23 protein-coding genes are annotated in these 26,000 nt (G+C 66.5%); 7 read left to right on the forward strand and 16 right to left on the reverse strand.

Features of this window, described 5'->3' with window-relative positions; all coding sequences use genetic code 11:
- Nucleotides 1–110: 110 nt before the first annotated feature.
- On the reverse strand, nt 111–905 hold the full coding sequence (locus tag VYJ16_RS14400) for a helix-turn-helix transcriptional regulator (RefSeq protein ID WP_336350997.1): 795 nt from the start codon (nt 903–905) through the stop codon (nt 111–113).
- A gap of 194 nt (nt 906–1,099) precedes the next feature.
- Between VYJ16_RS14400 and VYJ16_RS14405 the strand changes: the two genes are divergently transcribed.
- The gene (locus VYJ16_RS14405) at nt 1,100–1,489 is read left to right on the forward strand and encodes an Hsp20/alpha crystallin family protein (RefSeq protein ID WP_336350998.1); all 390 of its coding nucleotides are present in this window, start codon (nt 1,100–1,102) and stop codon (nt 1,487–1,489) included.
- A gap of 111 nt (nt 1,490–1,600) precedes the next feature.
- Here VYJ16_RS14405 and VYJ16_RS14410 read toward each other — a convergent pair whose 3' ends face one another.
- The 3 genes from VYJ16_RS14410 to VYJ16_RS14420 form a co-directional block, all read right to left on the reverse strand.
- Nucleotides 1,601–2,497, reverse strand: coding sequence for an ATP-grasp domain-containing protein (locus tag VYJ16_RS14410; protein WP_336350999.1), 897 nt, complete (start codon nt 2,495–2,497; stop codon nt 1,601–1,603).
- Nucleotides 2,498–2,678: 181 nt separating this feature from the next.
- Complete coding sequence (locus VYJ16_RS14415) at nt 2,679–3,209, reverse strand: 50S ribosomal protein L16 (protein WP_336351000.1); 531 nt, start codon at nt 3,207–3,209, stop codon at nt 2,679–2,681.
- Between the two features lie 270 nt (nt 3,210–3,479).
- The gene (locus VYJ16_RS14420; protein WP_336351001.1) at nt 3,480–3,713 is read right to left on the reverse strand and encodes a TrmB family transcriptional regulator; all 234 of its coding nucleotides are present in this window, start codon (nt 3,711–3,713) and stop codon (nt 3,480–3,482) included.
- A 574-nt stretch (nt 3,714–4,287) separates the two neighbouring features.
- On the opposite strand from VYJ16_RS14420, the gene VYJ16_RS14425 reads away from it, so the two are divergent.
- From VYJ16_RS14425 to VYJ16_RS14440, 4 genes are all read left to right on the forward strand, one after another.
- On the forward strand, nt 4,288–4,608 hold the full coding sequence (locus tag VYJ16_RS14425; protein WP_336351002.1) for a hypothetical protein: 321 nt from the start codon (nt 4,288–4,290) through the stop codon (nt 4,606–4,608).
- 334 nt (nt 4,609–4,942) lie between these two features.
- Nucleotides 4,943–6,142 (forward strand): glycosyltransferase family 2 protein, encoded by a 1,200-nt coding sequence (locus VYJ16_RS14430; RefSeq protein ID WP_336351003.1) that lies wholly within the window; start codon nt 4,943–4,945, stop codon nt 6,140–6,142.
- A 108-nt stretch (nt 6,143–6,250) separates the two neighbouring features.
- On the forward strand, nt 6,251–6,613 hold the full coding sequence (locus VYJ16_RS14435; protein WP_336351004.1) for a hypothetical protein: 363 nt from the start codon (nt 6,251–6,253) through the stop codon (nt 6,611–6,613).
- 1 nt (nt 6,614) lies between these two features.
- Complete coding sequence (locus tag VYJ16_RS14440) at nt 6,615–7,127, forward strand: hypothetical protein (protein WP_336351005.1); 513 nt, start codon at nt 6,615–6,617, stop codon at nt 7,125–7,127.
- Between the two features lie 51 nt (nt 7,128–7,178).
- Here VYJ16_RS14440 and VYJ16_RS14445 read toward each other — a convergent pair whose 3' ends face one another.
- From VYJ16_RS14445 to VYJ16_RS14455, 3 genes are all read right to left on the reverse strand, one after another.
- The gene (locus VYJ16_RS14445) at nt 7,179–7,424 is read right to left on the reverse strand and encodes a hypothetical protein (protein WP_336351006.1); all 246 of its coding nucleotides are present in this window, start codon (nt 7,422–7,424) and stop codon (nt 7,179–7,181) included.
- A gap of 75 nt (nt 7,425–7,499) precedes the next feature.
- Nucleotides 7,500–8,288: a hypothetical protein gene (locus VYJ16_RS14450; RefSeq protein ID WP_336351007.1), complete on the reverse strand. Its 789-nt coding sequence runs from the start codon at nt 8,286–8,288 to the stop codon at nt 7,500–7,502.
- Nucleotides 8,289–8,387: 99 nt separating this feature from the next.
- Nucleotides 8,388–9,011 carry a TetR/AcrR family transcriptional regulator gene (locus VYJ16_RS14455; RefSeq protein ID WP_336351008.1) on the reverse strand — a complete coding sequence of 208 codons (624 nt, stop codon included), beginning with the start codon at nt 9,009–9,011 and terminating at the stop codon, nt 8,388–8,390.
- A 135-nt stretch (nt 9,012–9,146) separates the two neighbouring features.
- Between VYJ16_RS14455 and VYJ16_RS14460 the strand changes: the two genes are divergently transcribed.
- Complete coding sequence (locus VYJ16_RS14460; RefSeq protein WP_336351009.1) at nt 9,147–12,854, forward strand: efflux RND transporter permease subunit; 3,708 nt, start codon at nt 9,147–9,149, stop codon at nt 12,852–12,854.
- Between the two features lie 104 nt (nt 12,855–12,958).
- A complete protein-coding gene (locus VYJ16_RS14465) occupies nt 12,959–13,870 on the forward strand; it encodes a DUF5995 family protein (RefSeq protein WP_336351010.1) in 912 nt (303 codons plus the stop codon).
- Nucleotides 13,871–13,898: 28 nt separating this feature from the next.
- Here the strand turns inward: VYJ16_RS14465 and VYJ16_RS14470 are convergent, their stop codons facing one another.
- The 9 genes from VYJ16_RS14470 to VYJ16_RS14510 form a co-directional block, all read right to left on the reverse strand.
- Nucleotides 13,899–14,291, reverse strand: coding sequence for a methylglyoxal synthase (locus VYJ16_RS14470; RefSeq protein ID WP_336351011.1), 393 nt, complete (start codon nt 14,289–14,291; stop codon nt 13,899–13,901).
- Between the two features lie 65 nt (nt 14,292–14,356).
- Nucleotides 14,357–15,316 carry an NAD(P)-dependent oxidoreductase gene (locus VYJ16_RS14475; protein ID WP_336351012.1) on the reverse strand — a complete coding sequence of 320 codons (960 nt, stop codon included), beginning with the start codon at nt 15,314–15,316 and terminating at the stop codon, nt 14,357–14,359.
- Between the two features lie 77 nt (nt 15,317–15,393).
- Nucleotides 15,394–15,837 (reverse strand): DoxX family protein, encoded by a 444-nt coding sequence (locus VYJ16_RS14480; RefSeq protein WP_336351013.1) that lies wholly within the window; start codon nt 15,835–15,837, stop codon nt 15,394–15,396.
- Nucleotides 15,838–15,901: 64 nt separating this feature from the next.
- Nucleotides 15,902–16,882, reverse strand: a complete 981-nt coding sequence (locus VYJ16_RS14485; RefSeq protein WP_336351014.1) for a hypothetical protein — start codon at nt 16,880–16,882, stop codon at nt 15,902–15,904.
- A gap of 389 nt (nt 16,883–17,271) precedes the next feature.
- Nucleotides 17,272–17,886, reverse strand: coding sequence for a tetratricopeptide repeat protein (locus VYJ16_RS14490; protein ID WP_336351015.1), 615 nt, complete (start codon nt 17,884–17,886; stop codon nt 17,272–17,274).
- A 91-nt stretch (nt 17,887–17,977) separates the two neighbouring features.
- Nucleotides 17,978–20,395: an ATP-binding protein gene (locus tag VYJ16_RS14495; protein ID WP_336351016.1), complete on the reverse strand. Its 2,418-nt coding sequence runs from the start codon at nt 20,393–20,395 to the stop codon at nt 17,978–17,980.
- A gap of 82 nt (nt 20,396–20,477) precedes the next feature.
- Nucleotides 20,478–21,752 (reverse strand): DNA double-strand break repair nuclease NurA, encoded by a 1,275-nt coding sequence (locus tag VYJ16_RS14500; protein ID WP_336351017.1) that lies wholly within the window; start codon nt 21,750–21,752, stop codon nt 20,478–20,480.
- Nucleotides 21,752–24,463, reverse strand: a complete 2,712-nt coding sequence (locus VYJ16_RS14505; protein WP_336351018.1) for an AAA family ATPase — start codon at nt 24,461–24,463, stop codon at nt 21,752–21,754. The genes VYJ16_RS14500 and VYJ16_RS14505 overlap by 1 nt, the downstream gene beginning before the upstream one ends.
- The gene (locus VYJ16_RS14510) at nt 24,460–25,950 is read right to left on the reverse strand and encodes a metallophosphoesterase family protein (RefSeq protein WP_336351019.1); all 1,491 of its coding nucleotides are present in this window, start codon (nt 25,948–25,950) and stop codon (nt 24,460–24,462) included. The genes VYJ16_RS14505 and VYJ16_RS14510 overlap by 4 nt, the downstream gene beginning before the upstream one ends.
- Nucleotides 25,951–26,000: the final 50 nt, after the last annotated feature.

A 26,000-nucleotide genomic window follows, 5' to 3' on the forward strand; every position in this document is an offset into this window, starting at 1 on the left:
GCATCGACGTCAAGACCTTACCTGATGGTCACGGCGTCACGACGTGACCGCTCGTTCACGCCGTGAACGAACCCCACAGAACGCACCCCGCGAGCCGCGGCACGACGCCGTCAGGAAGAGAAGTCCGCTGGCGTCAGCGGCTCGCTCGCCGCGAGGTGGTCGTCGAGTCGGTCGTCGACCCACGCCCGCATCTCGTCGCTCTCCCACTCGACGATGCCAGCGATCGTCCCGTTGTCGGTCGTCGCCGCGAGCACCGCGTGGTCGTCGAACCGCGCGACGAACGGGAACGTCGGGTCCGGGTCGCAGACCGCGACGACCGCGTCCGTCCGCACGAGCGCCGCGAGCGGTTCGCGGACCGCCGGCGTCTCCTTGGCCACTGCAAGTGCGCCCTCCGTGACGAACAGTTCGAGGTTCTGATTGGCGTCCCGCACCAGGTCGAGGTGCGCTTCGGTCGCCTCGACCGTGATGCCGACCGCGTACATGCGAGCCACGTCCGCGTTCGTCCCGAGTTCCGTCAGTCGTTGCGTCGGCAGCAGCGGTTGCGCGGCGTTCGGTGTCGTCACGGACGCGGCCGTGAGCGCACCCCGCGGAAGGACGACGTCCTCCAGCGGGAACTCGGGGAGCAGCGGCGCGACGCGCCCGACGCCCTCGAGTTCGTCGAGCGCCGCCCGGATGGCGTTCGCGAGCGCTCGCCCCTCGACGGTCGCGACGTACTCGCGGCCGTCGGTCGTCACCCACGCTCGCTCCTCGAGCTCCCGGAGGATGCGACCGACCGTCACGCGCGAACTCCCGGTCGCCGCCACGAGCGCCGACCGCTCGCACGGCCGGTCCGCGACCGCCTCGAGGATACCGAGGCGGTTCCGGGACCGCAGCACGTACGACATCGCGTCGAACGGGTCGTCCATGCCACAACCGCGAGCGCGGCCGTCATCAACCTACCCCTGACGCGACCGTGGCCGTCATCAACCCACTCTTGACGTGCGCGACGGCCCGGCCACGCCACGCGCCCTTCACCAGCAGTCACCTCGATACGTCGGGAACCATGACACGGATTCCCGCGGACAGAAGGCTTTTGAGTACGCTAACGTTACTGGGAGGCATGCGGCGTGACGACAACGACGAGCCGTTCGACGACTTCTTCAAAGAGATAGAGCGGATGATGAACGACATGATGGGGGACGGCTCGGACGTGCACTTCGACGGTGGGGACGCCGGATTCGGTGCCGACACGCACGTCGACGTCCACGAGACCGACGACGAGATCCGGGTCGTCGGCGACCTTCCCGGGGTGGAGAAGGACGACATCAAACTCGAGTGCGACGGTGAGACGCTCACCATCAGCGCGCACACCGAGCACCGACAGTACGACGAACGCGTGTCGCTCCCGGTGCGCGTCGACGAGCACTCCGCGACCGCGACGTACAACAACGGCGTCCTCGAGGTCGTCTTCGACCACGCGGACTCCTCCGCGGGAATCGACCTCCAGTAACCACCTGCTACGCCGGTTTCTTTCGCGCCCCCGACTCGAGACGCGCCGCGTTCGCGCTCGTGAGAACCCGTTCTCACTCGTACTCGCCGCGAGCGGTGCGTTCGACTCCGTTCAGTCCGACTCGCCGCGAGCGGTGCGTTCGACGAGCGCGGCGAGTCGGTCGTAGAAGCCGTCCTCGTACTTGGTGGCGGCGTCGACGGTCGGGCGAGCGTTCGTCTCGTTGACGACCGCGCGCTCGGGCGTGACGAGGAGGTCGACGCCGAGGAAATCGATGCCGAGGACGTCGGCGACGCGTTCGGCGAGCCGGCGGTACTCGGGGTCGAGGTCGACGCCGGTCGCTTCGGCACCGCGGTGGACGTTGTGCTTCCAGCGGCCGCGAGCGCGCTCGCGGTCGGGGAGCGACCGCTCGACGGCGCCGACGTACTCGCCGTCGACGACCATCACGCGATAGTCCGTCGCGTCCGCGAGGTACTCCTGGACGAGGAACGCCTTGTCGCCGGTCGCGCGGTAGTCGTGGACGAGGTCGAGGTAGTCGGTGACGCCGAGGAACGAGTCCGCGTCGCCGACCTTCGCGACGCCGATGCCGCGCGTCGTCGAGTTCGGCTTGAGGACGACGGGCGGCTCGAAGCGCTCGTACGCCGCCACGAGGTCGGCCTCGTCCACGGGGTTCGACACCAGCGTCGTCTCGGGCACGGGGACGTCTTCGCGGGCGAGCGTCGCGAGCACGCCGGCTTTGTTCCGCGACGCGAGCACGGCGTCGCGGCCGTTCACCCACGGCACCCCGAGCAGCGCGTCCGCGACCGCGCCCTCCATCATGCGACCCGGGTAGACGAACCCGGCGTCGAACTCCTCGAGCGCGACGTCGACGCCCGAGATGCTACCGTCGCCGGTGAGGTCGACGGTGCGTTCGCTGACCGGGACGTGCTCGACGTGGATGCCGCGGTCGCGCAGCGGCTCGCGGATGCGCTCGAACGTCTCCTGGCGGTTCGCGGCGGCGAGCCGGAGCATGCCCGCTCGTTCGGGCGGCGCGCTACAAAAGCCCGCGGTCGACGACGCGACTGCCGGCGTCCGGCGGGGAACGCGAGCGACGCGGGCGAGCGCTCGCGCTCACGGTTCGGGACGCGTGCGACGCGAGAAGCCGACGCTCTCCGGTTCGCGACGGTCGCGACGCGAGAAGCGGAGAGCGTCGTTACGAGATGAGGAGTTCTTCGCCGCGCTCGACGTCGATGCGACACGGCGGCGAGATTTTGTTGTACGCGCGACGGAACGCTTCCTTGCCGGCGTCGGCCTGGTCGACGTCGCAGTACAGCGTGAACAGGCGCTCGCCCTTCTGGATGCGCGCCGCCGTCCCGACGACCTTCCCGAACGCCTGACGCATCCCGTCGGAGACGCGGTCCGCGCCCGCGCCCGTCGCCTGCTTGTTCTCCCGGATGACGTGATGCGGGAACTTCCGCAGGATCATCTTGTAGTTCCCCTCGCCCTGCGTCTTGATCATGTGCCGGTTCGCCGAGAGGCGCGCCGCCTCAAGCGAGCCGTGGCGGATCTGGAGTTCCTCGTCGACGCGGAGACTGATCTGGACGGGGTAGTCCTCGGGCTCCGCGCCCGCGTCACCCATCTTGTGCTGTGCGATCTTCGACCCAGGGATGCCCGTGATGTACTCGCGCCGCGTGTACGGCGGCTTCGAGATCTCTCGGTACATCGACGCCGGCTTGTCGCTCATGGTTATTACGGCAACGTCCGCCGAGCGCGCAGTTAAGCGCTTCGAAGCGAACTGCCGCGGTGCTCGGCTCGCTGGGCCGGCGAGCGACCGGCTCGTGAGACGTGCGAGCGAGTGACTCGGTGTGGTCGAGAGAGCATCCGAGGAGGGAGGTCGGGGCACGCGGAGAGAGGTCCGCGTGCGCGGCGGTGGTCGGCGTTCGCGGCGGTGGTGGAGATTCGCGTCCCGCGAACGCGTGCTGGACGCCGTCGAGTGGGCGTCTGGCGAGCCTCGTCAGGCGGCGACGACGTACGTGCCGTCGTCGTTGGCGACGTGCCCGGCGCTCGTGAGGCTGTTGAGGACGCTCAGGAGGTCGATCTTCTTCATGTCGAGGCACTGCTGGAGGTCCTCGACGGTCCCGGCCTCGGTGACGTCGAGGTACAGGTAGACGAGCTTCGCGCGCGGCGACGTGATGTCCTCGGGGAGGGTCTGGGGCTTTGCGATGGCGGCGGTCTGTTGGATGCTCATGACGATTGGAACGTCGACGACATCGGATATAAGCGTATGCCTGGGAGTGTTGAAACTCCTAGAATGGCATTATATGGATAGACAGTGCATTGCACAGGACGGGTCGTGTGGGGTATAGTCTCGTGGTGTGGTCACGTGGGTCGCCGCAGCGGCGGCTTGCGGGTGTAGAATCGTGGATGACGGTCGTGCAGCCACTCACGACCGTCTAGCATGAGTTGCGCGTGCTCACAGAGACGGCGTGCGATGCCATCCTGACGATACCGACGCGGCCTGTCGCCGCGACTACTGCTTGTGGACATAAGTCCATAAGTATACCGGCTATCACAACATCTGGAACAGATTCTTCTAAAAACCCATCAGACAGCCAGATACAGCAGTTTTTCTGAGTGTTTTGGCCAGTTATTTGTTGTTCTGTGGGGTGGAGTCGGACGAACGTCGACCACGGGACGGCGACGGGAATGGGAACCAGGACGGCGACGACGACCAGGGTGGGGCGGCGACGGCGATCGAAGCGGGAACGGGGAGGGACTGGGTAGACCGGTGCGTTCTCGTGGCGGGCGTCCGTGGGTGGGGTATGGTCGATGACGAGACCGACGAGTACGCGAGCTGGGACGAGGAGGGCGCAACGACCGGCGACGCGGTGGACGAGGACGACGGCCCGGACGGCTTCGAGACGGCGCGCGAGGAGCGCGAATCGATGTACCCGATGACGGGGTACGCGCTCGTGCGCATCGAGTACCAGGAACCGCCGGGGGAGGCGTTGACCGAGGTCGCGCACTATGGCCGCCTCGGGGACGTCGAGCTCCCGGACCCGGCGCCGATGGCGGAGTACGTCGTGTACGACGCCGACGGGAACGCCTACCGGCGCGCGGACGTCGAAGCCGCCGGGGAGTGAAGCCGCCCAGACCCCCTGATTTCTCGTCGAGACCGACAGCGGGCAGGCTAGCGAGCGTGCAGTCGAAACGGAGCCGTGCGGCGAGGAGTGCGCGTGGCATCGACCCGAGACGGGTCGGGAACTGCGGACGCTATCGTGGAACCGTCCAGAACTTCAAGGCATCGGTATCGGCGGCGCGTTCGACGGTCGGTTCGACGGTCGTCGTCCGGGACTGGTTCGTGACTCGCCCCGATGCCTGCGGGCGATTGAACGGAATGAACCCCGTCGAACGACGCCGAACCGGGCCGAACGGCGTCGCCCGTTGAAGGGCCGCGAGTGCCACGCGTCGACCACGATGAAGGTCGAACGCGTCGCGCTCGCCGTCGTCGCCGCCGTGCTCGTACTCACGGGTGCAGCGACGGCGGGCGTCACACCCCTGGCCGCCGGCACGGTCGCATCGCTCTTCGAACTGACGCTGTGGACGACCGCCGCGCTGTTCGCCGGGACCGCCGTCGTCTGGTTCGCGCTCGCGTACGTCGTCGGCGCGGGCTACGAGTCCCCGCCCCCCGAGTACGACGGCGACGACGTCCAGGTGCGGGTCCTCACCATCGACGCCGCGGACGTCGTGCAGGCGACCGTCGACAGCCTCCCCGACGACCTCGACGACGTCCACGTCGTCGCCGAGGACGCCATCGACGTCGCGGGCGCGGACGTCCACAGCGTCCCCGAGGACTTCGAGTGCGACGCCGTCCGGAAGGGTCGGGCCATCGAGTGGGCGCGCCGAACGCTCGACACGGACCGCGAGTACGTCCTGTACCTCGACGAGGACAGCCTCCTCACGGACTGGCGGGGCCTCCCGGACGCGGACGTCGTCCAGCTCCGCGAACGCCCCCGGCACACGGGGTCGGCGCTGTCGTACCTCGCGGACGTCTACCGGATGGGCGTCCAGATCGAGCAACGTGCGTTCGCGCGGCTCTCCGTCCCGCTGTTCGCGTGGGGCGGCGGCATCGCGGTCCGGTCGTCGGTCGAGGACGCGGTGACGTGGGACCGCGAGACGCTCGTGGAGGACACCGCGTTCGTGTGGGCGGCCGCCCGAGAGTTCGACGTCGACTTCGCGCTCTCGGAGTCGGTGTGTCGGAACGAGGCGCCGCCGAACCTCACGGAGATCCTCCAGCAGCGCCGGCGGTGGGCGGCGGGGAACCTCGACGCGACGAGTCTCCTGCCGACGCGATACCGCGTGCTGACGCGCGTCCGGAACTACGCGTGGGCGCTGTCGCCGGTCGTGACGCTCGTCGTCGTCCCGCTGTCGCTGCTCGGCGCGACCGTCGTGTACGCGACGCTGTTCGTCGCGGTCTCCGTCGTGCTCGCGGCGTTCACGGCGTTCTGGTACCTCCGCGGGGTCCTGTACTACGACGACGCCGACCAGGTGCCGCTCGCGCTCGCGCTCCCGCTCGCGCCCGTGGTGACGGTCGTGCACTCGATGGGGACGGTCGCGGGCATCCTCGCGCCGCCGGCGGACTTCCGCGTGACGGAGAAGGCCGGGCCGGACGGCTGAGGCGACCGCGACGGCGAGTCGGGTATCGCTCGCCGCGGTCCCGTCCCTGCTTCTCGCCGGCCGCGAACCACCAGTATCCCTTTGGGTCCGCCGCGTGCACGTTCGGGTATGGATTCCGAGGTCTCGTCGTTGTCGTTGTCGAACCGGGTCGTCCTGCTGGGGCTCGCATCGCTCGAAGCCGTCGAGGAGACGCCGGCGCACGCGCCGGCGGTCCGGGCGGCGTGCGGTGACTGTACGGACGCGCTCGCGGACGCGGTCGTCGGGTCGCTCGACGAGGCGGCGGTCGCGCGCGGCCTGAACGTGCTGGAGGTCGAGGGGCCGGTCGTGCGCGTCGACGACGGGGAGTCGTCGGCGGTCGGGAAGGGCCGGCCGGCGTTCGCGCTCGAGGCGTCGGCGAGCGAGGTGCTCTCGGCGCTCGAGGACGACGCGGCGCTCGTGGACGCCGTCGAGGTCGTCCGCGAGCGAGCGTAGGATGCTCCGTCGCGTCCGCGAGACCGCGCCGGCGGGCCTGGTGCCGCTCGCGTGGACGTTCGCGGCGCTCGCGCATCTGGAGGTGGCGTCGCCGCACACGGCGCTGGTCGCGCACGTCGTGATGGACGTCGTCCTGGTCGCGTTCGCCGCGCTCTCGTGGCGGGACATGCAGACGCATCCGGTCCTGCGGGCGTGGCTCGCGGTCATCGTCGTCGGTGCGGGCGTCACGCTCGTCGGGACGTACGCGCTCGCGACGGACGGCGGCGAGACGCTGCTGCGCGCGACCGTGTTCGCCTGGATGGTGGTGCCGGCGGTCGCACTCGGCTACACGGGCCGGGTGCTCCCGCGCGAGGAGGCGGACTGGGTGTACACCGTCGGTGGCGTGCTCTCGGGCGTCGGCGCGCTCGCGTTCCTCTACGGGAGCGTCGGCGGCGTCGCGCTCGCGCTCCCCGCCATCGCGCTCGCGGGCGTCGGGCAGACCGCGGGTATCCTGAACGCCGTCGTCCAGTACTAGCCGGTGGCTGCCCGGGTCGGTGTCGACGGAACGAGGTCGGGTTCGCGGCCGCTAGAGGTCGGTCGCGACGCGGAGTTCGCTGTCCGTGACGGTCTCGATGCTGTCGGCGGGCACCTCGATGTCGTCGTCGTCCTTGTCGCCGTACCCGAGGCCCTGCACGATGGCTTCGGCCATCCCGGGTTCGGGTTCGACGTACGCGACCTGCGCGTCGGGGTCGACCTCGGTCACGATACCGATCTGTTCGCCTTCGACGTCCATGAGGAACTTCCCCTCGTCTTCGGTTGAGAGTACCGCCATCGTATCAACGTGCCGAGCGGTGGGTTATGAATTAATCGGTGGGGCGCGAGCGAAATCGCGGTTCGACGGGGTCGGTCAGTCGTCGCGGACGTCGACGAGGTCGGGATGGGTCGCGTCGACGCCCGCGGGGAGGTCGACGGCGTCGAGACCCTCGCGAGCGACGGCGTCGCGGACGCGCTGCCAGTCCTCGTGTCGGCAGAGCACCTGGACCGGGACGGCGTCGAGGTCGAGGAGGTCGGCGATACCGAATCGGTGGTAGCCCTCCGTCCAGACGACGTCGCCGTCGCGGGCGAGGACGACGAGCGGTTCGAGCTTGCTCGCGTACGCCGTCTCGAAGGCGTTGTCGGCGTCCGCGGGGTCGTGTCCGGCCGCGGCGTCGACGGGGCCTGCGTCGTCGTCGCCCGGGGCTGCGTCGTCGTCGACGGAGGCTGCTTCGCCGGCGGCGTGGGCGTTCGCGCGGTAGCCGTCGGTCGCGATGGACTCGTGGAGGTCATCGAGGTAGTGGAGACGAGTCTCGCGGAACGCGTCGAGGGAGTCGTAGCCGCGGACGTGCTCGCGGTCCTCGAACTGCTCGGCGATGTACTCGTAGAGCGTGGTGTCCTCCCACGCGCGGCCGTCGACGAAGCGCTCGCGGAGGCCGCGGTAGTTCGGGGTCTCGCGGACGGGGTCGCGTTCGGCGTCGCGGTCCCAGTCGCCGCCGCGGACGCGCCCGAGGCCGTAGTTGAGCGGGAGTGCGCCGGTGTAGGCGTCCACGTCGGCGGGGTCGACGTGGACGAGTCGCCAGGGGTCGGCTGGCGCGCGGTACCGGCGGCGGTTGGCGGCGTGGTGCCAGCGCGTGTAGTACCGGAAGGTGTCGAGGTCCATGGGCGGACCCGTGAGGACGCTCGTCGTCGACAAGAGCGCTACGGCTCGTTCGGGTAGCGACGAGTCTGTGTCGATTCTCGGTGTGGCGACGAGTCCGCGTCAGTCGTCGGCGTAGAGGTGCGATTCGAGGACGGTGTCGAGTTGGGTGCGGACGGCGTCGACGTCGACCTGGTCGCTGGTGGCGCGCCGGAAGAGCGAGCCGAGCATGACGCTCATGATGAGTTCGGTGGTGGCGTGGACGTCGACGTCGCGGAAGACGCCCTGGTCGATGCCGCGTTCGATGACGTCGGCGAGGCGGTCGTGGATGTTCGCGTCGATGTCGGTGAAGCGCCCGCGGTAGTCGTCGTCGAACGTGGCCTGCGAGCGGAGTGCGACGTAGGGCCGGCCGCTTCCGGGGTCGAAGTCGTCGAGCGGGATGACGATGTCGCCGGTGACGCCGTCGAGCGCGAACGCGAGGTAGGCGTCGAGTTCCGCTTTCGGGCCGTCGGGTGATTCCTGCTCGAAGGGGAGGCCGTAGCGTGCGAGCATGAAGTCGAGGAAGGAGAGGAGGAGGTCGTCCTTGTCGTCGAAGAAGTGGTAGAACGAGGACTTGCTGAGGTCGGCTTCGTCGGCGATGCGCTGGATGGAGAGGCCGGCGTAGCCGTGGTCGCCGAGGACGCGGAGGGTGGCGAGCATCATGCGTTCGCGGGTGTCGAGGGCGTCGTCGGTCGTCGAGTCGCTCATGCTGACCGAATATTCGTTCGGGCGCCATACCTGTTACGAGGTCGAAAGAACTAATACCTACCGAACGTTCGTTCAGTGCATGGTTACCGAACGTTCGTTCAGCAAGTCGGGGGTCGCCGCGACGGAGGGGCCGCAATGATCCGCGGGCTCGCCGCTGGGATCACCGAGCACAGTCGCCTCGTCGTCGCCGTCCTGCTCGTCGCGACGCTCGTCGTCGGCGCGGGCGTCCCGCTCGTCGAACAGGAGACGTCGCTCGACCAGTTCCAGACCGACACCGACGAGGCCGACGCGCAGGACTACGTCGACACGAACTTCGAACGCGAGAACGGGAACGGGAGCGTCTCGCAGGTCGTCGTCCGCGGCGAGAACGTCCTCTCGAGGGACTCGCTGCTCGCCACGCTCGACTACCAGGCCGCGATAGCGGCGAACGAGACCGTGAACGCGTCGCTCGACGGCGCGGACGCGACCCGGAGCGTCGCGACCGCCGCCGCGACGACCGCGTACGCGGACGACCGGCGCGCCGAACTCGACGCCCGCGAGCGCGAGTTGAACGAGACGAGTCGCGCGCTCCACGAGGCGCTCGCGACCCTCGACGCGGACCCGAACGCGAGCGTTCGCGCCGAGTACGACGCCGTCGCGGCGAACGCGAGCGCGAACCTCACCGGCGACTACGCGACGTTCGCGGACGCCGCCGCGACCCTCCGGAACGACTCCGCGAGCGAGTCCGCGCGCGAGACCGCCTACCAGCAGGGCACCCAGGGCGTGCTCGACGCCGAGTACGCCGCACTCCAGGCGGACGCCGCGGCGCTCCGCGACGGCGTCGACCCGTCGCTCGCCGAGCAACGCGACGCGCTCGCCGCACTGAACGAGACCGAGGTCGACGGCGTCCTCGAGCGCGTCCTCGGCGACGCGAGCCAGCGCGGCGGCGCGCTCTCGCTGATGCCGACCGACTACGAGACCGGCGACACCGAGGCGAACGCCACGCTGCTCGTCGCCGTGCACGCGACCGACGGCGCCGGTACCGCGCCGAGCGACGCCCCGCAGTCGCTCGTCGACGCGGAACTCGCGATGGCGAGCATCGGCGACGCCCACGGCGACGACGCGACCTCGTACCTCGTGTTCGGGAACGGCGTCGTCGCCGACGAGACGGACGCGTCGATGACCGACAGCCTCACGCTCGTCGGCCCGCTCGCGCTCCTGTTCGTCGTCGTCGTCCTCGTCATCGCGTACCGCGACCTCGTCGACGTCGTCCTCGGCGTCCTCGGCGTCGGCCTCGTGCTCGTGTGGACGTTCGGCGTCATGGGCTGGGTCGGCATCGCGTTCAACCAGCCGTTCATCATCGTCGTCGTCCTCCTCATCGGCCTCAGTATCGACTACGCCATCCACGTCGTCATGCGGTACCGCGAGGAGCGCACCGACAGCACCGAGACCACCGAAAGCACGGGCGACGAGCGGTCGTCGCCGCGCGAGGCGATGACGACCGCGCTCGGGAGCGTCGGCGTCGCGCTCGTCCTCGTCACGGGGACGACCGTCATCGGGTTCCTGTCGAACCTCGCGAGCCCCCTGTCGGTGTTCCGCCAGATCGGCGTCGTGAGCGCGATCGGTATCGTCGCGACGCTCGTCGTCTTCGGCGCACTCGTCCCCGCGGTGAAGACCGAGCTCGACGAGTTCCTCGCATCGCGCGGCCACGCACCGGGCGGGGCCGCCATCGGTGCCGCGGACGGCGTCGTCCGCCGGGCGCTCCAGGCGAGCGCCGGCATCGCGCGGCGCGCACCGGTCGCCGTCATCGTCGTCGCCGTCCTCGTCAGCGCCGGTGGCGCGTACGGCGCGACGCAGGTGGACACGAGCTTCGCGCAGGAGGACTTCCTCGCGGACGACCCCGCCGACTGGCTGAAGGACCTCCCCGAGCCGTTCGCGCCCGGCGACTACACCGCCAAGGCCGGGATGGACGTCCTGAACGACCGGTTCGTCCGCCAGGACGCCGAGGGCACGGTGCTCGTCGAGGGCGACGTCGCCAGCGCGGGCACGCTCGACCGGTTGGACGCGGCGACCGAGAACGCGTCGACGATGGCCGTCGTCGCGACGTACCCGAACGGCGACACGGCCGTCCGCACGCCCCTGACGGTGATGCGCGAGACGGCGGCCGCGAACGAGTCGTTCAACGCGACGTTCCACGCGTCCGACACCGACGACGACGGCGTCCCCGACGAGAACGTGACCGCGGTCTACGACGCGCTCTACGGGGTCGCGCCCGACGACGCCGCGACCGTCCTCCATCGGACCGACGGCGGCGAGTACGACGCGCTCGTCGCGACCGTCTCCGTCGACGGCGCCGCCGAGGACGCCGTCGTCACCGATCAGCTCCGGTGGTTCGCGGCGGACGTCGAGGACGGCGTCGAGGGCGCCGCGGCGGCCGGCGCGGGCGGCGCGACCGACGGCGACGTGACGGCGACGGCGACCGGGTCGGTCGTCATCAACGCCGTCACCGCCGACCAGCTGCTCGACACGGTCGTCCAGGGGCTCGTGGTGGCGCTCGTCGCCGCGCTCGTCTTCCTCACCGCGGCGTACGCGTTCACCGAGGGGACGGCGACGCTCGGCGCGGTCGTCGTCCTCCCGGTCGCGTTCACCGTGACGTGGGTGCTCGGGTCGATGTGGTTCCTGGAGGTGCCGTTCAACATCGTCACGGGCCTCATCACGAGCCTCACCATCGGGCTCGGTATCGACTACAGCATCCACGTCGGCGAGCGGTTCGTGCAGGAACTCGACGCGTCCGGCGACGTGGACGCGGCGCTCGAGGAGAGCGTCACGGGGACCGGCGGCGCGCTCCTGTCGTCGGCGGCGACGACCGCGAGCGGGTTCGGCGTCCTCACGGTCGCGCTCCTCCCGTTCCTCCAGGCGTTCGGCGTCATCACCGCGCTCACCATCGCGTACGCGTTCCTCGCGAGCGTGTTCGTCCTCCCGAGCGCCCTCGCGCTCTGGGCGCGCTGGACGGGCCGCGGCGACGCACTCGCGGACGACACCCGCTCGCGCGGCACCACCGACGCCACCGGCTCGCGCAGCACCACCGACGCCACCGGCTCGCGCAGCACCACCGACGCCACCGGCTCGCGCAGCACCGCCGGCGACGCGACCGCATCCGGCGAGTTCCCCGCGAGCGGGTTCGTCGAGGCGACCCCGACCGCGTCGCGCGACCGGCGCGCTGGCGCGGTCCGACGGGTCGACGACGTGGTCGCCGCCCCCGACGGGACGCTCACCGTGACCGTCACCGTCCACGAGACCGCCGACCGCGTGCTCCTCCACGAGCACGCCCCCGGCCCCATCACCCCGCAGGCGGTCGCGCCGACGCCCGTCCGCGTCGTCGACGCCGACGACGAGTGCTACCTCCTCTGGGGGCGCGCCAGCCAGTCCGCCACCAGCGGCGAGAGCCGGTCCACCGCCAGCGACGAGAGCCAGTCCACCACCAGCGACGAGAGCCGGTCCGCCACCAGCGACGAGAGCGACCTGACCGACAGCGACGACCGGCAACCCCGGAGGTTTACGTATAATGTAAACCTCCCGGCGGACGCGAGCGACGGCGCCACGCTCGCGTTCGACGGGACCGTCGCGACCGCCAGCGGCGAGGTCGACGTCGACGGCGACCGCGAGGTCCCGGTGGTCGCGGACGTCTTCCAGCGCGTCCTCGAACGCGGCAGCGCGACCGACCGCGACGTCCACGCCGCCGCCGGACAGCTCGAGGCGGACGCACTCACGGACGCCGAATTCCGGCGGCTCTGTCGCGCCTGGCTCGCCGCCGACGCGGACGCCCCGACGCCGCCGCTCGCACGTCCAACGAGCGACGACTGACCGGGCGCCCACCTCAAACCGGCGACGACTGACCGGGCGCTCCCAGCCCTCCCAGCGGTGCCGTCGACACGCATCGTTATGCCGACTGCGCGTCTGTACGTGGTATGTACTCGAGCGCGACACCGAGGTCGCGGCGTCGGCGCGCGCTCCGCGCCGCCGCGACGCACGTCCGCACGCCCACGCCGACCGGCGACCGCCTCGAACCCACCGACGCCGACGGCGTGCCCGGCGACGGCGACCGACCCGTCGGCGCCGACTCCGAGGTGCTCGCGCTCACCGCCGACGCGTACGTCGACGTCGACGACGCCCACGACCGCCTCGTCGCGCTCCGCGAGCGCTTCGCGGCGACCGGCGACAGGCGGGCGACGTTCCTCTCCATCTACGCGCGGATGACGGGTGCAGTCGCCGACCGAATCGAGCGCGGCGAGTTCGAGGACCCCGAGTGGGTGCGCGCGTACCTCGTCGCGTTCGCGAACCACTACCGGCGCGCCGTCCACCGCTACGAGACCGGACGCGTCGACACGGTTCCCGCGCCGTGGGTGCTCGCGTTCGACGCCGCGCGCGCCGACCGCTGCCTCGTCGCGCAGGACGCCGCACTCGGCGTGAACGCGCACATCAACTACGACCTCTCGCTCGCGCTCGTCGACGCCGGCATCGAAACCGACCGGCGGACGCGCCGCGCCGACCACGACGCCGTCATCGACGTCATCCACGGCCTCGTCGACGACACCCAGGACGCGCTCGCCGCACGCGACGCCCCCGGTATCGCCGCCGTCGACGACCACCTCGGTCGCGTCGACGAGTGGCTCACCGTCGTCACCATCGACGAATGCCGGACGAGCGCGTGGCGGACCGCCGTCGCCATGACCTCGCGCTTCCGCGCCCGCCGCCGGTTCGCGCGCTGGTGGAACGCCGCCACCGCCACCGGCGCCGCGCACCTCATCCACGGCACGCACGCCAGCGACCGCCTGCACGACGCGCTCGCCGACCTCGAATCAGGCGACGGCTCCGACTGAACCGGGCGACGGCTCCGGCCGAATCCGGTTACGCGTCCAGGGTGACGTCGTCCTCGGCGGCGACGCCCGCGAGCACGTACTCCGCCGCGGTGCGCGTCGTCGCCAACGGGACGTCGTGCACGTCGCAGATGCGGAGGAGCGCGGAGATGTCCGGTTCGTGCGGCTGGGCGGTGAGCGGGTCGCGGAGGAAGACGATGGCGTCGAGCGCGCCCTCCGCGACCATCCCCCCGATCTGGAGGTCGCCACCCATCGGGCCCGACGCCTTCCGGTCGACGTCCAACCCGACCTCGTCGCGGATGCGCTCCCCGGTCGTCCCCGTCGTCACGATATCTATCGTCGAGAGGTACGACTCGTGCGCAGCGGCGAAGTCGAGCATCTCGGGCTTCTCGTCGTCGTGCGCGATGAGCGCGATGCGCGTCATGCGAACGGACACGCTCGCCAGCGACAAAAACCTCGACAGCCCTCGACGACCTGCCGGCGTCGCGGTCAGGCGACGCGAACGCGCTCCGGAACCGCGTCGCCGTCGACGACGGCGGCGACCGTCGCGGCGACCGTCTCCAGGAGGTCGCTCGCAGCCTCCGTCGAGTACCACGCCGCGTGCGGCGTGACGAGGACGTCGTCGCGGCCGACGAGCGGCGAGTCCACCGGTGGCTCCGTCGGGAGGACGTCCAGTGCCGCCGCCGCGACCGGGCCGTCGTCGAGCGCGGTCGCGAGCGCCGCATCGTCGACGATAGCGCCACGGCCGACGTTCACGACGACCGCATCCTCGGGGAGGGCGGCGAGCGCGTCCGCGTCGACGAGCCCGCGCGTCTCCTCGGTCAACGGCGCGAACACACAGAGCGCGTCCGCGCGCTCGCACACCCCCTCGAAGTCCGCGAGTTCGACGCCGTGCTCCGCCGCCAGCGCCGCGTCCACGTACGGGTCGTACGCCACCGCCTCGTCGAACAACGCCACGAACGCCGACGCGACCGACCGCGCGATCGCGCCGAACCCGACGAACCCCACCGTCGACGCCGCGAGCCGTCGCGGCGGCGAAGCCGCTCCCCAGTCCCACTCGCCCGCCCGCGTCGACCGGTCGTACGTCGAGAGCCGGCGGGCCGCCGCGAGCGTCAACGCCAGCGCGTGCTCGCCCACCTCCTCGCGACAGTACGACGGCGTGTTCGTCACCACCACCCCCAAATCCTGGGCAGCCGACACGTCCACGTTGTCCACGCCGACGCCAGCGCGCACCACGACCGCCGGCTCGACCGCCTCGAGGACCGCCCGGGTCACCGGCGCATCAGGGCCGACCACGAGTACGTCCGCGTCCGCCGCAGCCGACGCCAGCGCATCCACCTCGTCGACCACCTCCCAGACGAACTCGACGTCGCCACTCGAGTGCTCGCCGACCATCGACTCCAGTCCCTCCAGCATCCCCATGCCGTCGCTCACGAACACGCGAATCATACGCGACGGTACGCGCTCCGACACCGAGAAAGCACGGCCCACAGCGCGGCCGGGTCGGCAGCGCCGACCTGACGCGTCTACGCGGCCGACTCGTCGGTCGCGTCAGCAGCGTCCTCCATCGGTCGCGTGTACCACCACGCCCACGCCACCAGCACCGCCTGGAGCGGCAATCGCGCCCACAGCGCCGCGTCCGACGGCTCGACACCCCCCGGTAGTTCATCGACCGCCTCGTCGTCCACCGCCATGTAGACGTTCGCCGGGAACACCGCCACGAGCAGCGCGACGAGCCCCCACGCCGACGCCTCCCGCGTCTCCGGATGCAGCACGCCCAGACCGAGCGCGATCTCCGCGACCCCCGACGCGTACACGAGCTCGCGCGGCCGCGGGAACCCCGGCGGCACCACGCGCTCGTACGCGTCCGGCGCCACGAAGTGCGTGATACCGGCCAGCACGTACAGCGGTCCCATCACGTACAACAACGGTCGCTTCAACCGCGACAACCCAGAAGCACGCTCGCTCATGTGTAGCGCAAGCGAACGAACACCGAAAACCGTTCGCGTTCCCGAAAGCCACGGTGTGCGCGCGCTACGTGGCGTCGGCGACGCGCTCGCGGACCGCCGCGACCGACCGACTGCCGCCCGCGACCGCCAGACAGGAGACGAACGCGGTCGTCCCGAGCTTCCCGCCCGCGCCGGCGAACGCAGGTGCGACGACGACGAACACGACCCCGCACACCACGCCAGCGGCCCCGACCGAGCGCGCGCTCCCGAGTCGCTCGCGCGACGACATCCCGACGAACGACGCGCAGAACGCGACCGCCGCCAACCGCCCGCCACCATCGACGACGACCGGAAGCGTCACGCCAGCCACCACCCCGACGACCGCCGACGCCACCACCGCACCGAGCCCGAACCGCTGGCTCAAGCCCGCAGTGAGCACGGCCGCGACCGCAGCCGTCGGCACCACCACGACCGCACTCGCCCATGGCACGCCACTCGCCGCCGCGTACTCCACGCCCAACACCAGTCCCGTCGACGCACACCCGAACAGCGCCAGCGTCCCGAGCTTCCCACCGAACCCAGCGAACGACTCCCGCGTCGCGACGAACCCGACACCCGCAACCAATCCCGCGACCAGGACCACCCCGACCGACGGGAACACCACCGGCGACACCATCCCCACGAACGACCCACAGTACGCCGCCGCATCGACGTCCGAGAACACGACCCCCGCCACGAGCCCGACGACCGCCGACGCGAGAACCGGGCCGAACCCAGCATGCACGCTCAACGCGTACGTCACCGCAGCCGCACCCGCAACAGCCACCACCTCCACCACGCCCCCACGCGCCAGCACCTCCCCGCCACCGAACACCACACGACCATCGCCGTCACCGAACAGCGACCGACCCTCCGCACCCACGACCACACCACCGACGACCACCACCCACCCACCAACGCCCACCGACGCCACCGACACCACCGGCTCCACGACCGCCCCAGCAACCAACGCCAGAGCCGTCCCCACCAACGCCACGAACCCACCACCCCGAACCACCCACTGCACGACCCACCATCAGCAGAACGCACCCGAAAACGTTCCGGAACACCACCAACTCACCCCCGTTCGTAGAACCGGCGAACGAACCCCTCTCTACGGGGGTTGTCGTTCCGGCATGTGAACCGAGAAGGCTATGCCGCCTCCCGGTATTGAACTGAAATTCCAAATGCCGACCTACTCTAATTTATAGATGTCGAACTTGCCGCCGGAGACCGAAGCCCTCCACTCACGGACCAAGGGCCCCCGAAACACTAACACCTGATGAAAAAGACGCACTGCTCAGATTCTCCTTCGCCCAGTCACACATCTCTTGAGGGCAAATCCATCTGATTCAATTTAATTAGCACTCAGATCTACCGTGTTAGAGAGGGCACCCAAATTGAGTTCAGCTTACATCAATTCATCTTTCGTTGAATCCGTTCTTTGCGACCTTCGAAGCCGCCTTTCGTGCCGTCGGTTGTTCCTATTTCGAGTGCTTTGTCACAGACATCAAGGGCCTCTTCGTACCTCTCTTGCTTTTCATAAATAATTGCTAAGCGTTTGAATGCAGGAATTCTAGGAACCTCACCAAATTCCCTAACGAACTCATCAGCAATCTGAATGTCTTTTTCGCAGCACTCAACGCATTTCTCAATAGCATCCTCTCGGCTATCGCGTTGTTTGTAATAAACGTCAATCAGCTCGTTATACGTGAAATGGGTGCTTGTGGCAGACCCATCTTCACGCTCAAGCGCTGTCAGTAGAACCATTTCTGCGAAGTCATAATCACCTTCGTTGGCTGCGGTAGAACCGACCCCTTTCAGATACTCCTGTGCCGTTTGAGACGTCTCCCGTCTCCCCACTTCGAGGAGGTTGGTTTCGCCACCAGTCCCAAAGAAGGTGCTATGTTGACGGAGCTTCTGTCGCTGATTCTCATCGAGGTCTTTGTACCAGTCCTCCAATCCAAGACCAATAATCAACTCCGGGACGTCAGAACCAGTGCCAAAGATGCTAGTGAATCTGTCGAACATAGTCTCCCAGAGGTCGTCAGAATACTAAAAAGAAGGCACGCGGGAGAGTTATCCAGACTTCGTGACATTTGCAGATTCGGACAAAAGAAAGTCAGCCATCGCCCAACAGGTCAACATCACCAGTAGACTCACCACCACCCATATCCGCCCCTTCAGAACGTGTTGGCTGTTCTCGTCGCTGCTCGTTCGCAGTTCGCCATCTCTGTGTCGCAGGGATGCTGTCGGCACCATGTTGGGTGTGACGCTCACGGACCTGAATCAGAACAGGGGTATTCATGGCATCTCCCGATACGACTGCCTGTCCCGGAGTGAGACCTGGCAACTCGCGGAGGACGTCCTCACCAGCAGCTTCGACGCTGCTCTCGATCGCCTTCTGGTCGGTCGGATTCTGTATCTTCATCGTAACCTGTGTCCCACACTGTGAGAGGACGTCCTGGTCGATTTTGGATGGACGCTGACTGATGATTCCAAGTCCGAATCCGAACTTTCGACCCTCGGAGGTGATCGTCCGCATGATACCCAACGAGGGGGCATCACCGGTCGCTGGCGCGAATCTGTGCCCCTCTTCGAACAGGGAAAACAGCGGGAAGTCGATGATGTCGCCGTCGAAGTTCGGATCGTCACCGCGCTCACGAACGGCAGCCAGTCGTGCCTGATACAGGCGGCGGAGAAGTACCGTCGCGATCATCTGCTGGTCACGACGGCTCAGCGTGTCCATCTGGAGGACTGTACATCGTCCTGGAGCAACCAAGTCATCGAGCGGGACGTTCACGTCCGTCGTGAACAGCTCGTTCCGCTGGATTGAGCGTCGAAGACGCCACTCCAGTGCTCCGACACTTGCATCATCTGGACCGTACTGGTTCCGCATCTCATCCAGCAGCTCATCGACACCCCACGTGCGAGACTCGCGTTGTTGCATTGCTCGCCACCCTCCGGCGAGTCGTTCCTGCATCCGGTCGCTGGGGTTGTCCAGAATAGCCATGACGTCTCCGACGCTCAATTCCGAAATCCGGATGCGGAGGTTTTCGGGATTGAAGTACTCGACCTCGGGTCGGTACCCATCTTCGCCAGCAAATCTCTCCTCTCCTCGAATCTCCGAGAGACTCCCGTACTCCCCGTGTGGATCGAACACCAGCAGTGACGCCCGAACGTCTGGCTTCATCATCTCTTCCATCAGGACACCGGCAGTGTACGACTTCCCAGAGCCAGTGGACGCGAGGATTGCCAGGTGTGTCGCAGCGAATTCGTCGATGGGGACGTGGACGTCTACGGCACCCGTTTCGCGATTGAGTAACCATCCCATGTGGGCGAGTCCATCTCGCGTGGCGACGTCGACCGAACTCAAGTCTACTTCTCCGCTCTCGGTGCGAGCGTTCTCGGCACCGATACCGAGGTTCGGGAGGACCGCTTCCAACATCGCGTCAGGGGCAGTGCGAAGCTGCGTTCCCGGCCGCGGAAGTTGGCGCGGGTTGGAGAACGTCTCCATTTTGGTGTCGTAGAAACCGATGACAGTGGCTTCGAGCCGATAGAGGTCGATGTCCTCTGTCGGGACTCCAAGCGTTCCAGCGACGGCCTCCGGCGCGACATGGGGGTCTGCCATGAACGCCTCGGGGAGTCCCCGCGCCTGCTCCCGATTGGTCACGCGAGCGATGACATCTCGAGGCGTCCCCTCGACAGTCACCGAGTATGTGATGAACTCACCCGTCTTCACCGCCTGCTCGTCCGGAGTGACGATGAAGAACTCGTTCGGGCCATCTCCTGGGCCAGCTACGGTACCGATAAGATCTCCATCGCTCCCGGTCCTCGCGGACGAGGTGGATGGTGTACTCATCGCATCACCCCCCCGGTCGACAGACGACTGCCACCGGACATCCTTCTCGATGACGTTCAGAACCCGCTGGTGTTCCTCCGCGGGGAACGAGTCACGGAGGCGTCCCACCAGTGCCAGTGTCACCTCAGCACCGAGTGGACCGGCGACGTCTAGCAGGCGTTCGATGTACGCGAGTTGAAGCCGGCCGTCTTCAGTGGAGTGGAAGTCGCGGGTTACGCCGTCTGGGCACTGCTCGACGATATCCTCGACCGCGAGAGTCCACCGCGGCATCTGGTGGCTGGAGTTCTCAATTGTCCCATCTTCGGTAACCTCCGCAGTTCCCAACAATGCGACCCCCGCAAACTTGGTCCGTTCCTCGACGTATCCCGGTGTGAACTGCGGTTGGTCACCCTGTGCGAGTCGCGGACCGGACCGACCCTGGTCGGGATCGACCAGCTGGGTGTCGTAGATGACGCCCATCACGATGTACTCGTCTCCTCGGATCGTCTTCTTGATGAACACAGGCTGGCCGAACCCACACTCGTCAGGGGCAGGGGCGCGCTCGCGGTCGGTCTCGTTGTAGATTTCGACCGTGTAATCCATGTGGCTGTTCGAACTCACGATACTACCGATCGCGAGACAGTCGTCGGTTCGGTCTCGCTGTGTGTCGGACTGCTCCGTCAGTGGTGTGTCGCTCATTGGTTGTGGGTAGTCGTGGAAGTGACGGTTCCACTGCCGTGATCGGAGAGCGACTCTGTCGCTTCTCTGTGTGGCGCCCGAATCATCGTCGTCGGAGTTCCTTGCTCAGTGCCTTCGCGTCCCACTCCAGCGGTACGTCGTTCGTCTCGGCCCACTTCTGGAGCAGACGGAGGAACTGCTGTCGGTCACGCTGATCGAGGACGGCGTCGGTGTCCGCTTGCTGGAGTACCTCTGGGTATCCCCGTCCGACTCCGGACTCGGCGCGGACGACGTCCAGCGTGTATTCGTACAGGTCCGCGTATCCGGACGGTCCGTCCGCCTCCAGCATCCAGCCGGGGAACTCCAGTCTGTCGAGGCCATCGCCTGGTGGGACTTTGAGATACGAGAAGTGAATCTCGTGGCCGAAATCGTACTCCACTCCACGGTATGACACGGTGAGGGCATCGACACTCCCATCACGTCGACAGAGGAACGGCACCGTCGAATCTCCCCAAGAGCTCATCATCCCAGCCAGCACACGTGCGTCAGGGATGGTACGGTCCGCACCCAGTTCGTCCTGAAGCAGAAGCCGGGTCATCTTCGACAGTTCGACGGCGTTTGTGCCTGCGACGTACCCGACAACTGGAATCCGGTGATGCTGACTCGCTGCGAGGAGTCGACTGATGGCCGAGAGGTACCTATCTCGGACTCCCGGTCGCTTTGGGTTCGCGAACGACGCCACGAGCGGGCCGTCGTAGAGGACGACCGGGCGACGTTCTAGTTCCCCACGCTCGTACTCCCCTGCCAGGTCTTCAATCCGTTCGACGAGGAGGGATGCTTCGTGTTCGTACCGTTCGAGGCCGACGAGCGAACTGTCGACGAAGCGGTACTCGTCGCCGCCGTTGTCACCCCCTGAACGGGTCACGTCCATCGGGCCGAGGAGCCGTCCCTCCCTCCCGCGTTCGAGCTTTCCCTCAGGGGAATGGTAGTTGAGGCACCACGCAGCCTGCACGTACGCGAGTGGGACATTGAACTGGGTCGTCGGAGGGATCTCAGATCCGTCGACTGCCAGCATCGGGACGTCCATCAGGAGATCCCGTGCCCAGTCGTTGACCGCCTCGTGGCTGTCCCACCCGTCGGATGTCTCGTGGTGAATCACGAGTGAGTCTGCACTGTCGAATCTGTCTGTCGGGAGGGCTCCCGGGTACGACGAAGACGACAGATCGGAGCGGAGCTCACTCGCGTCACTCATCTCTGGAAGTCGGCGAAATGCGTCTTGATAGCGTGCGACGAGGTCGTCATCGTCCTCCAGATACGATCGGATGACGTCGACGTTGTCGTCGAGCGCCGCCGCGACTTCGGCTTTGTCGAACGCCATCAGTCGCTCATCACCTCCGACGTCTGGTCGGGTTTCTCGATGGTGATGCTGTAGTCGGTCATCGAGTCGAACGTGGAGTCGTGGCTGATGACTGTCAACTGATCGAACGCGTCCAACCTGTTGAGTTGTCCGACGAGGTTCGCCTTTTTGTCCTCGTCGAGGTTCGCCGTCGGTTCATCGAGGAACGCAATACCGAGCCCGGAGATCTGTTCCAGAATGGCCAGTCGGACTGCGAGAGCCGCAGCCATCTTCTCGCCGCCGGAGAGTGTGGAGAAGGACTTCCGAACATCGGCGTCGACGACGACGATGTCGTAGTCCGACGTCCATTCCAGTTGCTCGGCCTTCCGGCCACGAATCGACCGGAAGATGGTGTCAGCGCGCTTTCCGATGCGGTCGGTGATTACGTCGCGCATCTTCGGTCCGGCTGCACGGACGTTGTCGCGCACCCACGTGGCGAACTGCTGGTCCGCAGCGAGTTCGCGAAGCGTTTCGACTTTCTCTTCCCGTTCCGCCAGTTTCTCCTCTAACTCCTCGACTTTGGCTGCGACTCCCTTGAGTTCGTCTTCCTTCGCGCCCTTCGTGCCATCGAGGGTGTTAATTCGTCCCTTGAGTTCCTCTATCTCCTCGGAGAGGGACTCGAACTCGTTCTCGTCGAACGATTCCTGTACGTTCTCAAGATCCTCGTTCAATTGCTCGTGTTCGTCACGAAGGTCCACGAGCTCCTGTTCAATCTCCGCTACCTTCTCCTCTCGCGCTTCCATTTTATCGGCCGTCTGCCGGTTTCGTTCGAACTGCTGGTAATCGTCCTCGTTCTCCTTCAGCGTCTGTTTTACGCCCTTGAGTTCGTCTTCGACATCACCGAGCCCGGCTATTTCTTCGTCCAGCTGGACCATCTCGGCTTCGACCGACTCGATCGACTCTTCGACATCTACGAGGTCGTCCGGGGCATCGGCGTACTCGTCCGCTTGGACCTTCGCCGTCTGGAAGGCGTCCTTCGCCTCCTCTAGCGAGTCGCGCTCGTCCTCAAGGCCGGAGATCTGCCCGATCCGCTCGGAAAGTGAGGTTATCTCCTCACGAGTCTCTTCGCGTTCTTCGGCGAGATCACCGAGGTCTTCTCGGAGATCCTCTGCCCGGTTCCTGTGCATATCCAACTGTGCGACTCGTTTTTCGACCCGCTCGGCCTCCTCGAGTTTGTCTTGAAGTTCGGAAAGTTCCTCTTCGAGGTCTTGGCGTTCGGATTGAATCTCTTCGAGGCGTCCCTCCCGCTCTTCGATGGTTTCCGTCCGATGCTCACCTTCCAGCGGTTTCCCGCAGGTCGGGCACGGGGCATCTGCATCAGCGTCTCGGAGGCGTTCGAGTCGTTCGCGGAGCTCAGACGCTTCTGATTTCAGTGACGCCAATTCGCCCTTCACGTCACTAATTCGGTCCCGAATCTCGCCGGCATCCGCCACCTCGGCCGCCTCTCGGTCGATCTCTTCGATCGTTTGAACCGTTCGGCGGAGTTCAGCGAGATCATCCCGCGCATCGGCGTCGAGTGACTCGACTTCGTCACGAAGCCGTTCGACGGTTTCGCGGTCCGACTTCAGGTCGGAGATTCGCTCGTCGAGTTCCTCGTAGCGCTCTTTGTTTGCCCGGTGTTCCTCGATGTTCTCCTTGGCTTGTTCGTACTTTTCGACCTGCTCTTGAAGGGTCTCTTTTCGTGTCTTGAGACGCCCACGCTCGCCCTCCAGTTCCTGACGCTCGTCGCGCAACTCGTTCAGCTCCGCGAGTTCGTCTTCGAGGTCGTCTTGGCGTTCCTTCGCCTCGGTGTACTGTTCGTATCCCTCACGAGCAGCCTCACACTTGTCGGCCGCGTTTTGTGCAGCCCCCAGATCGTCTTCCGCGTCTTCAAGGGCGTCCTCTTTCGCCCCGATGGCCTGCTCCTTCTGCTGGATCTCCGCTTCGAGATCCGCGATACGTTCACGGGTTTCGTCCAGTTCTCCGTGTCGCTCCTCGGCGTCGGTAAGGTCAGACTGGGCCGACTCGATCTCACCGACAATCCGCTCGACTTCCTCCTCGAGTTCCTGCTTCTCCTTACGCTCCTTGGGAAGGCTCTGTACTTCGCCGGTGAGTTCCCGGATGTTCTCCCGCACGCGCTGGCGCTCCGCTCCAATCTCATCCGGGACTCCTTTCAGAACGTCCCAAGACTCCTCGTAGGCGTCGATGCCGAGGAGTTCGTCGAACGTCTTCTGTCGGTTCCGAGCAGTCTGTGCGAAGTCAGAGAGGAACCGTGTCTGCGGAACACCAACGCACGACTCCCAGAGTTTGCTCAGTTCGTCTCCGTCCTCGAGGTCGAACTTCGTACAAAGCCACTGAACGAGTGACTTCTTCGAGTCGATATCCTGGTCGACCCACTCGTCGTTCTCGCTGTCGTACCGTGCAACACCGTACTTCGAGTATCCCGCAGACCGAGTCACGCGGTACTGCTGTCCGTCTTCGCGCTCATCCAACTCAATGGTGACTTCGACGGTGCCGGACGAGGCGCCCTCACGGACGAACTCGCTGTTGTTGAACGGAAGCGAGTCGAAGAGGGCGAACCCAATCGCCTCTTGTATCGTCGATTTACCGGAGCCGTTCTCCCCGAGGATTGCAGTGACGCCCTCCTGTAGCGGCACCTCCGTTCTGTCTTCGTACGACTTGATGTTCTCCAAGGTAACACCGAGTATCTTCATTCTGCATCACCTCCAGAAGCAGCAGCACTCTGTTGTTCAGCCGTGCTCTCATCGGTATGTTCACGTTCGGCGAAGGGAGCCTCGGTCACGTCCAGTGAGACATCCGCTGTAGCGTCGGGGAATAGCTCCTGGCGACTGTCTGAGACGACGTCGACGATGTCGTCTGTGCTCTCCCCGCTCTGTGCCATCCGGTGGGCATCACCGAGGAGTGTCGCCACCTCGTCAGCGTGATCACTATACTCGGACTCGGTGGCGATCGTCTCAAACACTCGTTGCTCCAGTGCTGCGGTCTGTAATCGCCCGTCGACGAACACCTCGTCGTCGTCAAGCTCCGCCAGCAGTTCCTGGATTTCAGCGGTAGTGACCCGGCTGGTGTTCGTCTGCACGTACAGCGCGTCGCAAACACTCTCCGCTCGGTCGGCGAGTTCGTCCACTCGGAAGCTTCCTCGGTCGAACTGGAGCGTTCCCTCGAACCGGAGATCGATCATCGATTCGCGACGGTCACTCCCCCACAAGAACTCCTCGCGGTCTATGTAACTCTGAAGAGCTCCCTGCTCGTCCTCCAAGTGGTCGAGGAACGCCGTCTCGAGTTCACCCGCCGAGTCGTGAGGGGTGACGTCGAAATCAATGGTATAGAACGGACGGCGTCGCGAGTGATTGTGATCAACGGCGTGTGCGAGTCTCCCTGGGCCGTCGTGCTCGTCGTCGGCCTCGGTCAAGTCTACGCTGTAGTAGCCGTGGTCCCAGTCGTCTCTGGCCTCTGACGTGGAGTGTGCTTCCGGCGATCCGGGGTTGTAGATCCATCCACTCGCGTCGTATCGCTTGTGGATGTGTCCTAATGCGAGGTAGTCAACCACCTCACGCACCTCCCGGAGTTCCGCATGTGTCACGTTTCCGCCGAGCGCAGGCACTTCATCCTCGATACCGAAGTGAGCCAGAAGTACCGTGTAGTCGGGCTCGCCGTGTTCATCTGCCGTCTCCTGGATGCCCTTTGCGACCTTCTCCAGCGCGGTGTCTGTTCGTGCACCCCGCCACTGCAATCCGAACACGCGGACTGTTCCGGAGTCCGTCTCGATGTCGTAGAACCCAGCGTCTTCACCAGGCTCGTTTGAGTCGTGCGGCTCGAACGTCGCCACTTCCGGATGGCTCTCCAGGTCAGCTTCGAGGAGAACGATGTGCCCGCGACGGTGGAGGTAGTTCAGCCACGTGACGTCGCGTGGGGTCAAGTTCTCGTCGTGGTTTCCACGAGAGACGAGGACAGGGACATCGTCGGGGACGACACTGAGGCCCTTTTCAGCCGCCTCGAGAACCTTTGGGCGGAGGTCCCGCGAGTGGAACAGATCCCCCGGTAGAAGGATGGCGTCTGGGTCGTCCCGCATAATGAGCTGTAACGTTGCCTTGAACGTGCTCGTCATATCGTCTTCGCGCTGGTTCAGTCCGTACTGACGGTGGCCGAGATGGATGTCGGCAAGGTGTCCGAATTTCATTGGTTAACTTCGTCGATTGATTGCACTATGATGTTCTCTCTGGAGCGCAC

The sequence above is a fragment of the Halorubellus litoreus genome, assembly GCF_037081675.1.
Lineage (GTDB): Archaea > Halobacteriota > Halobacteria > Halobacteriales > Natrialbaceae > Halorubellus > Halorubellus litoreus.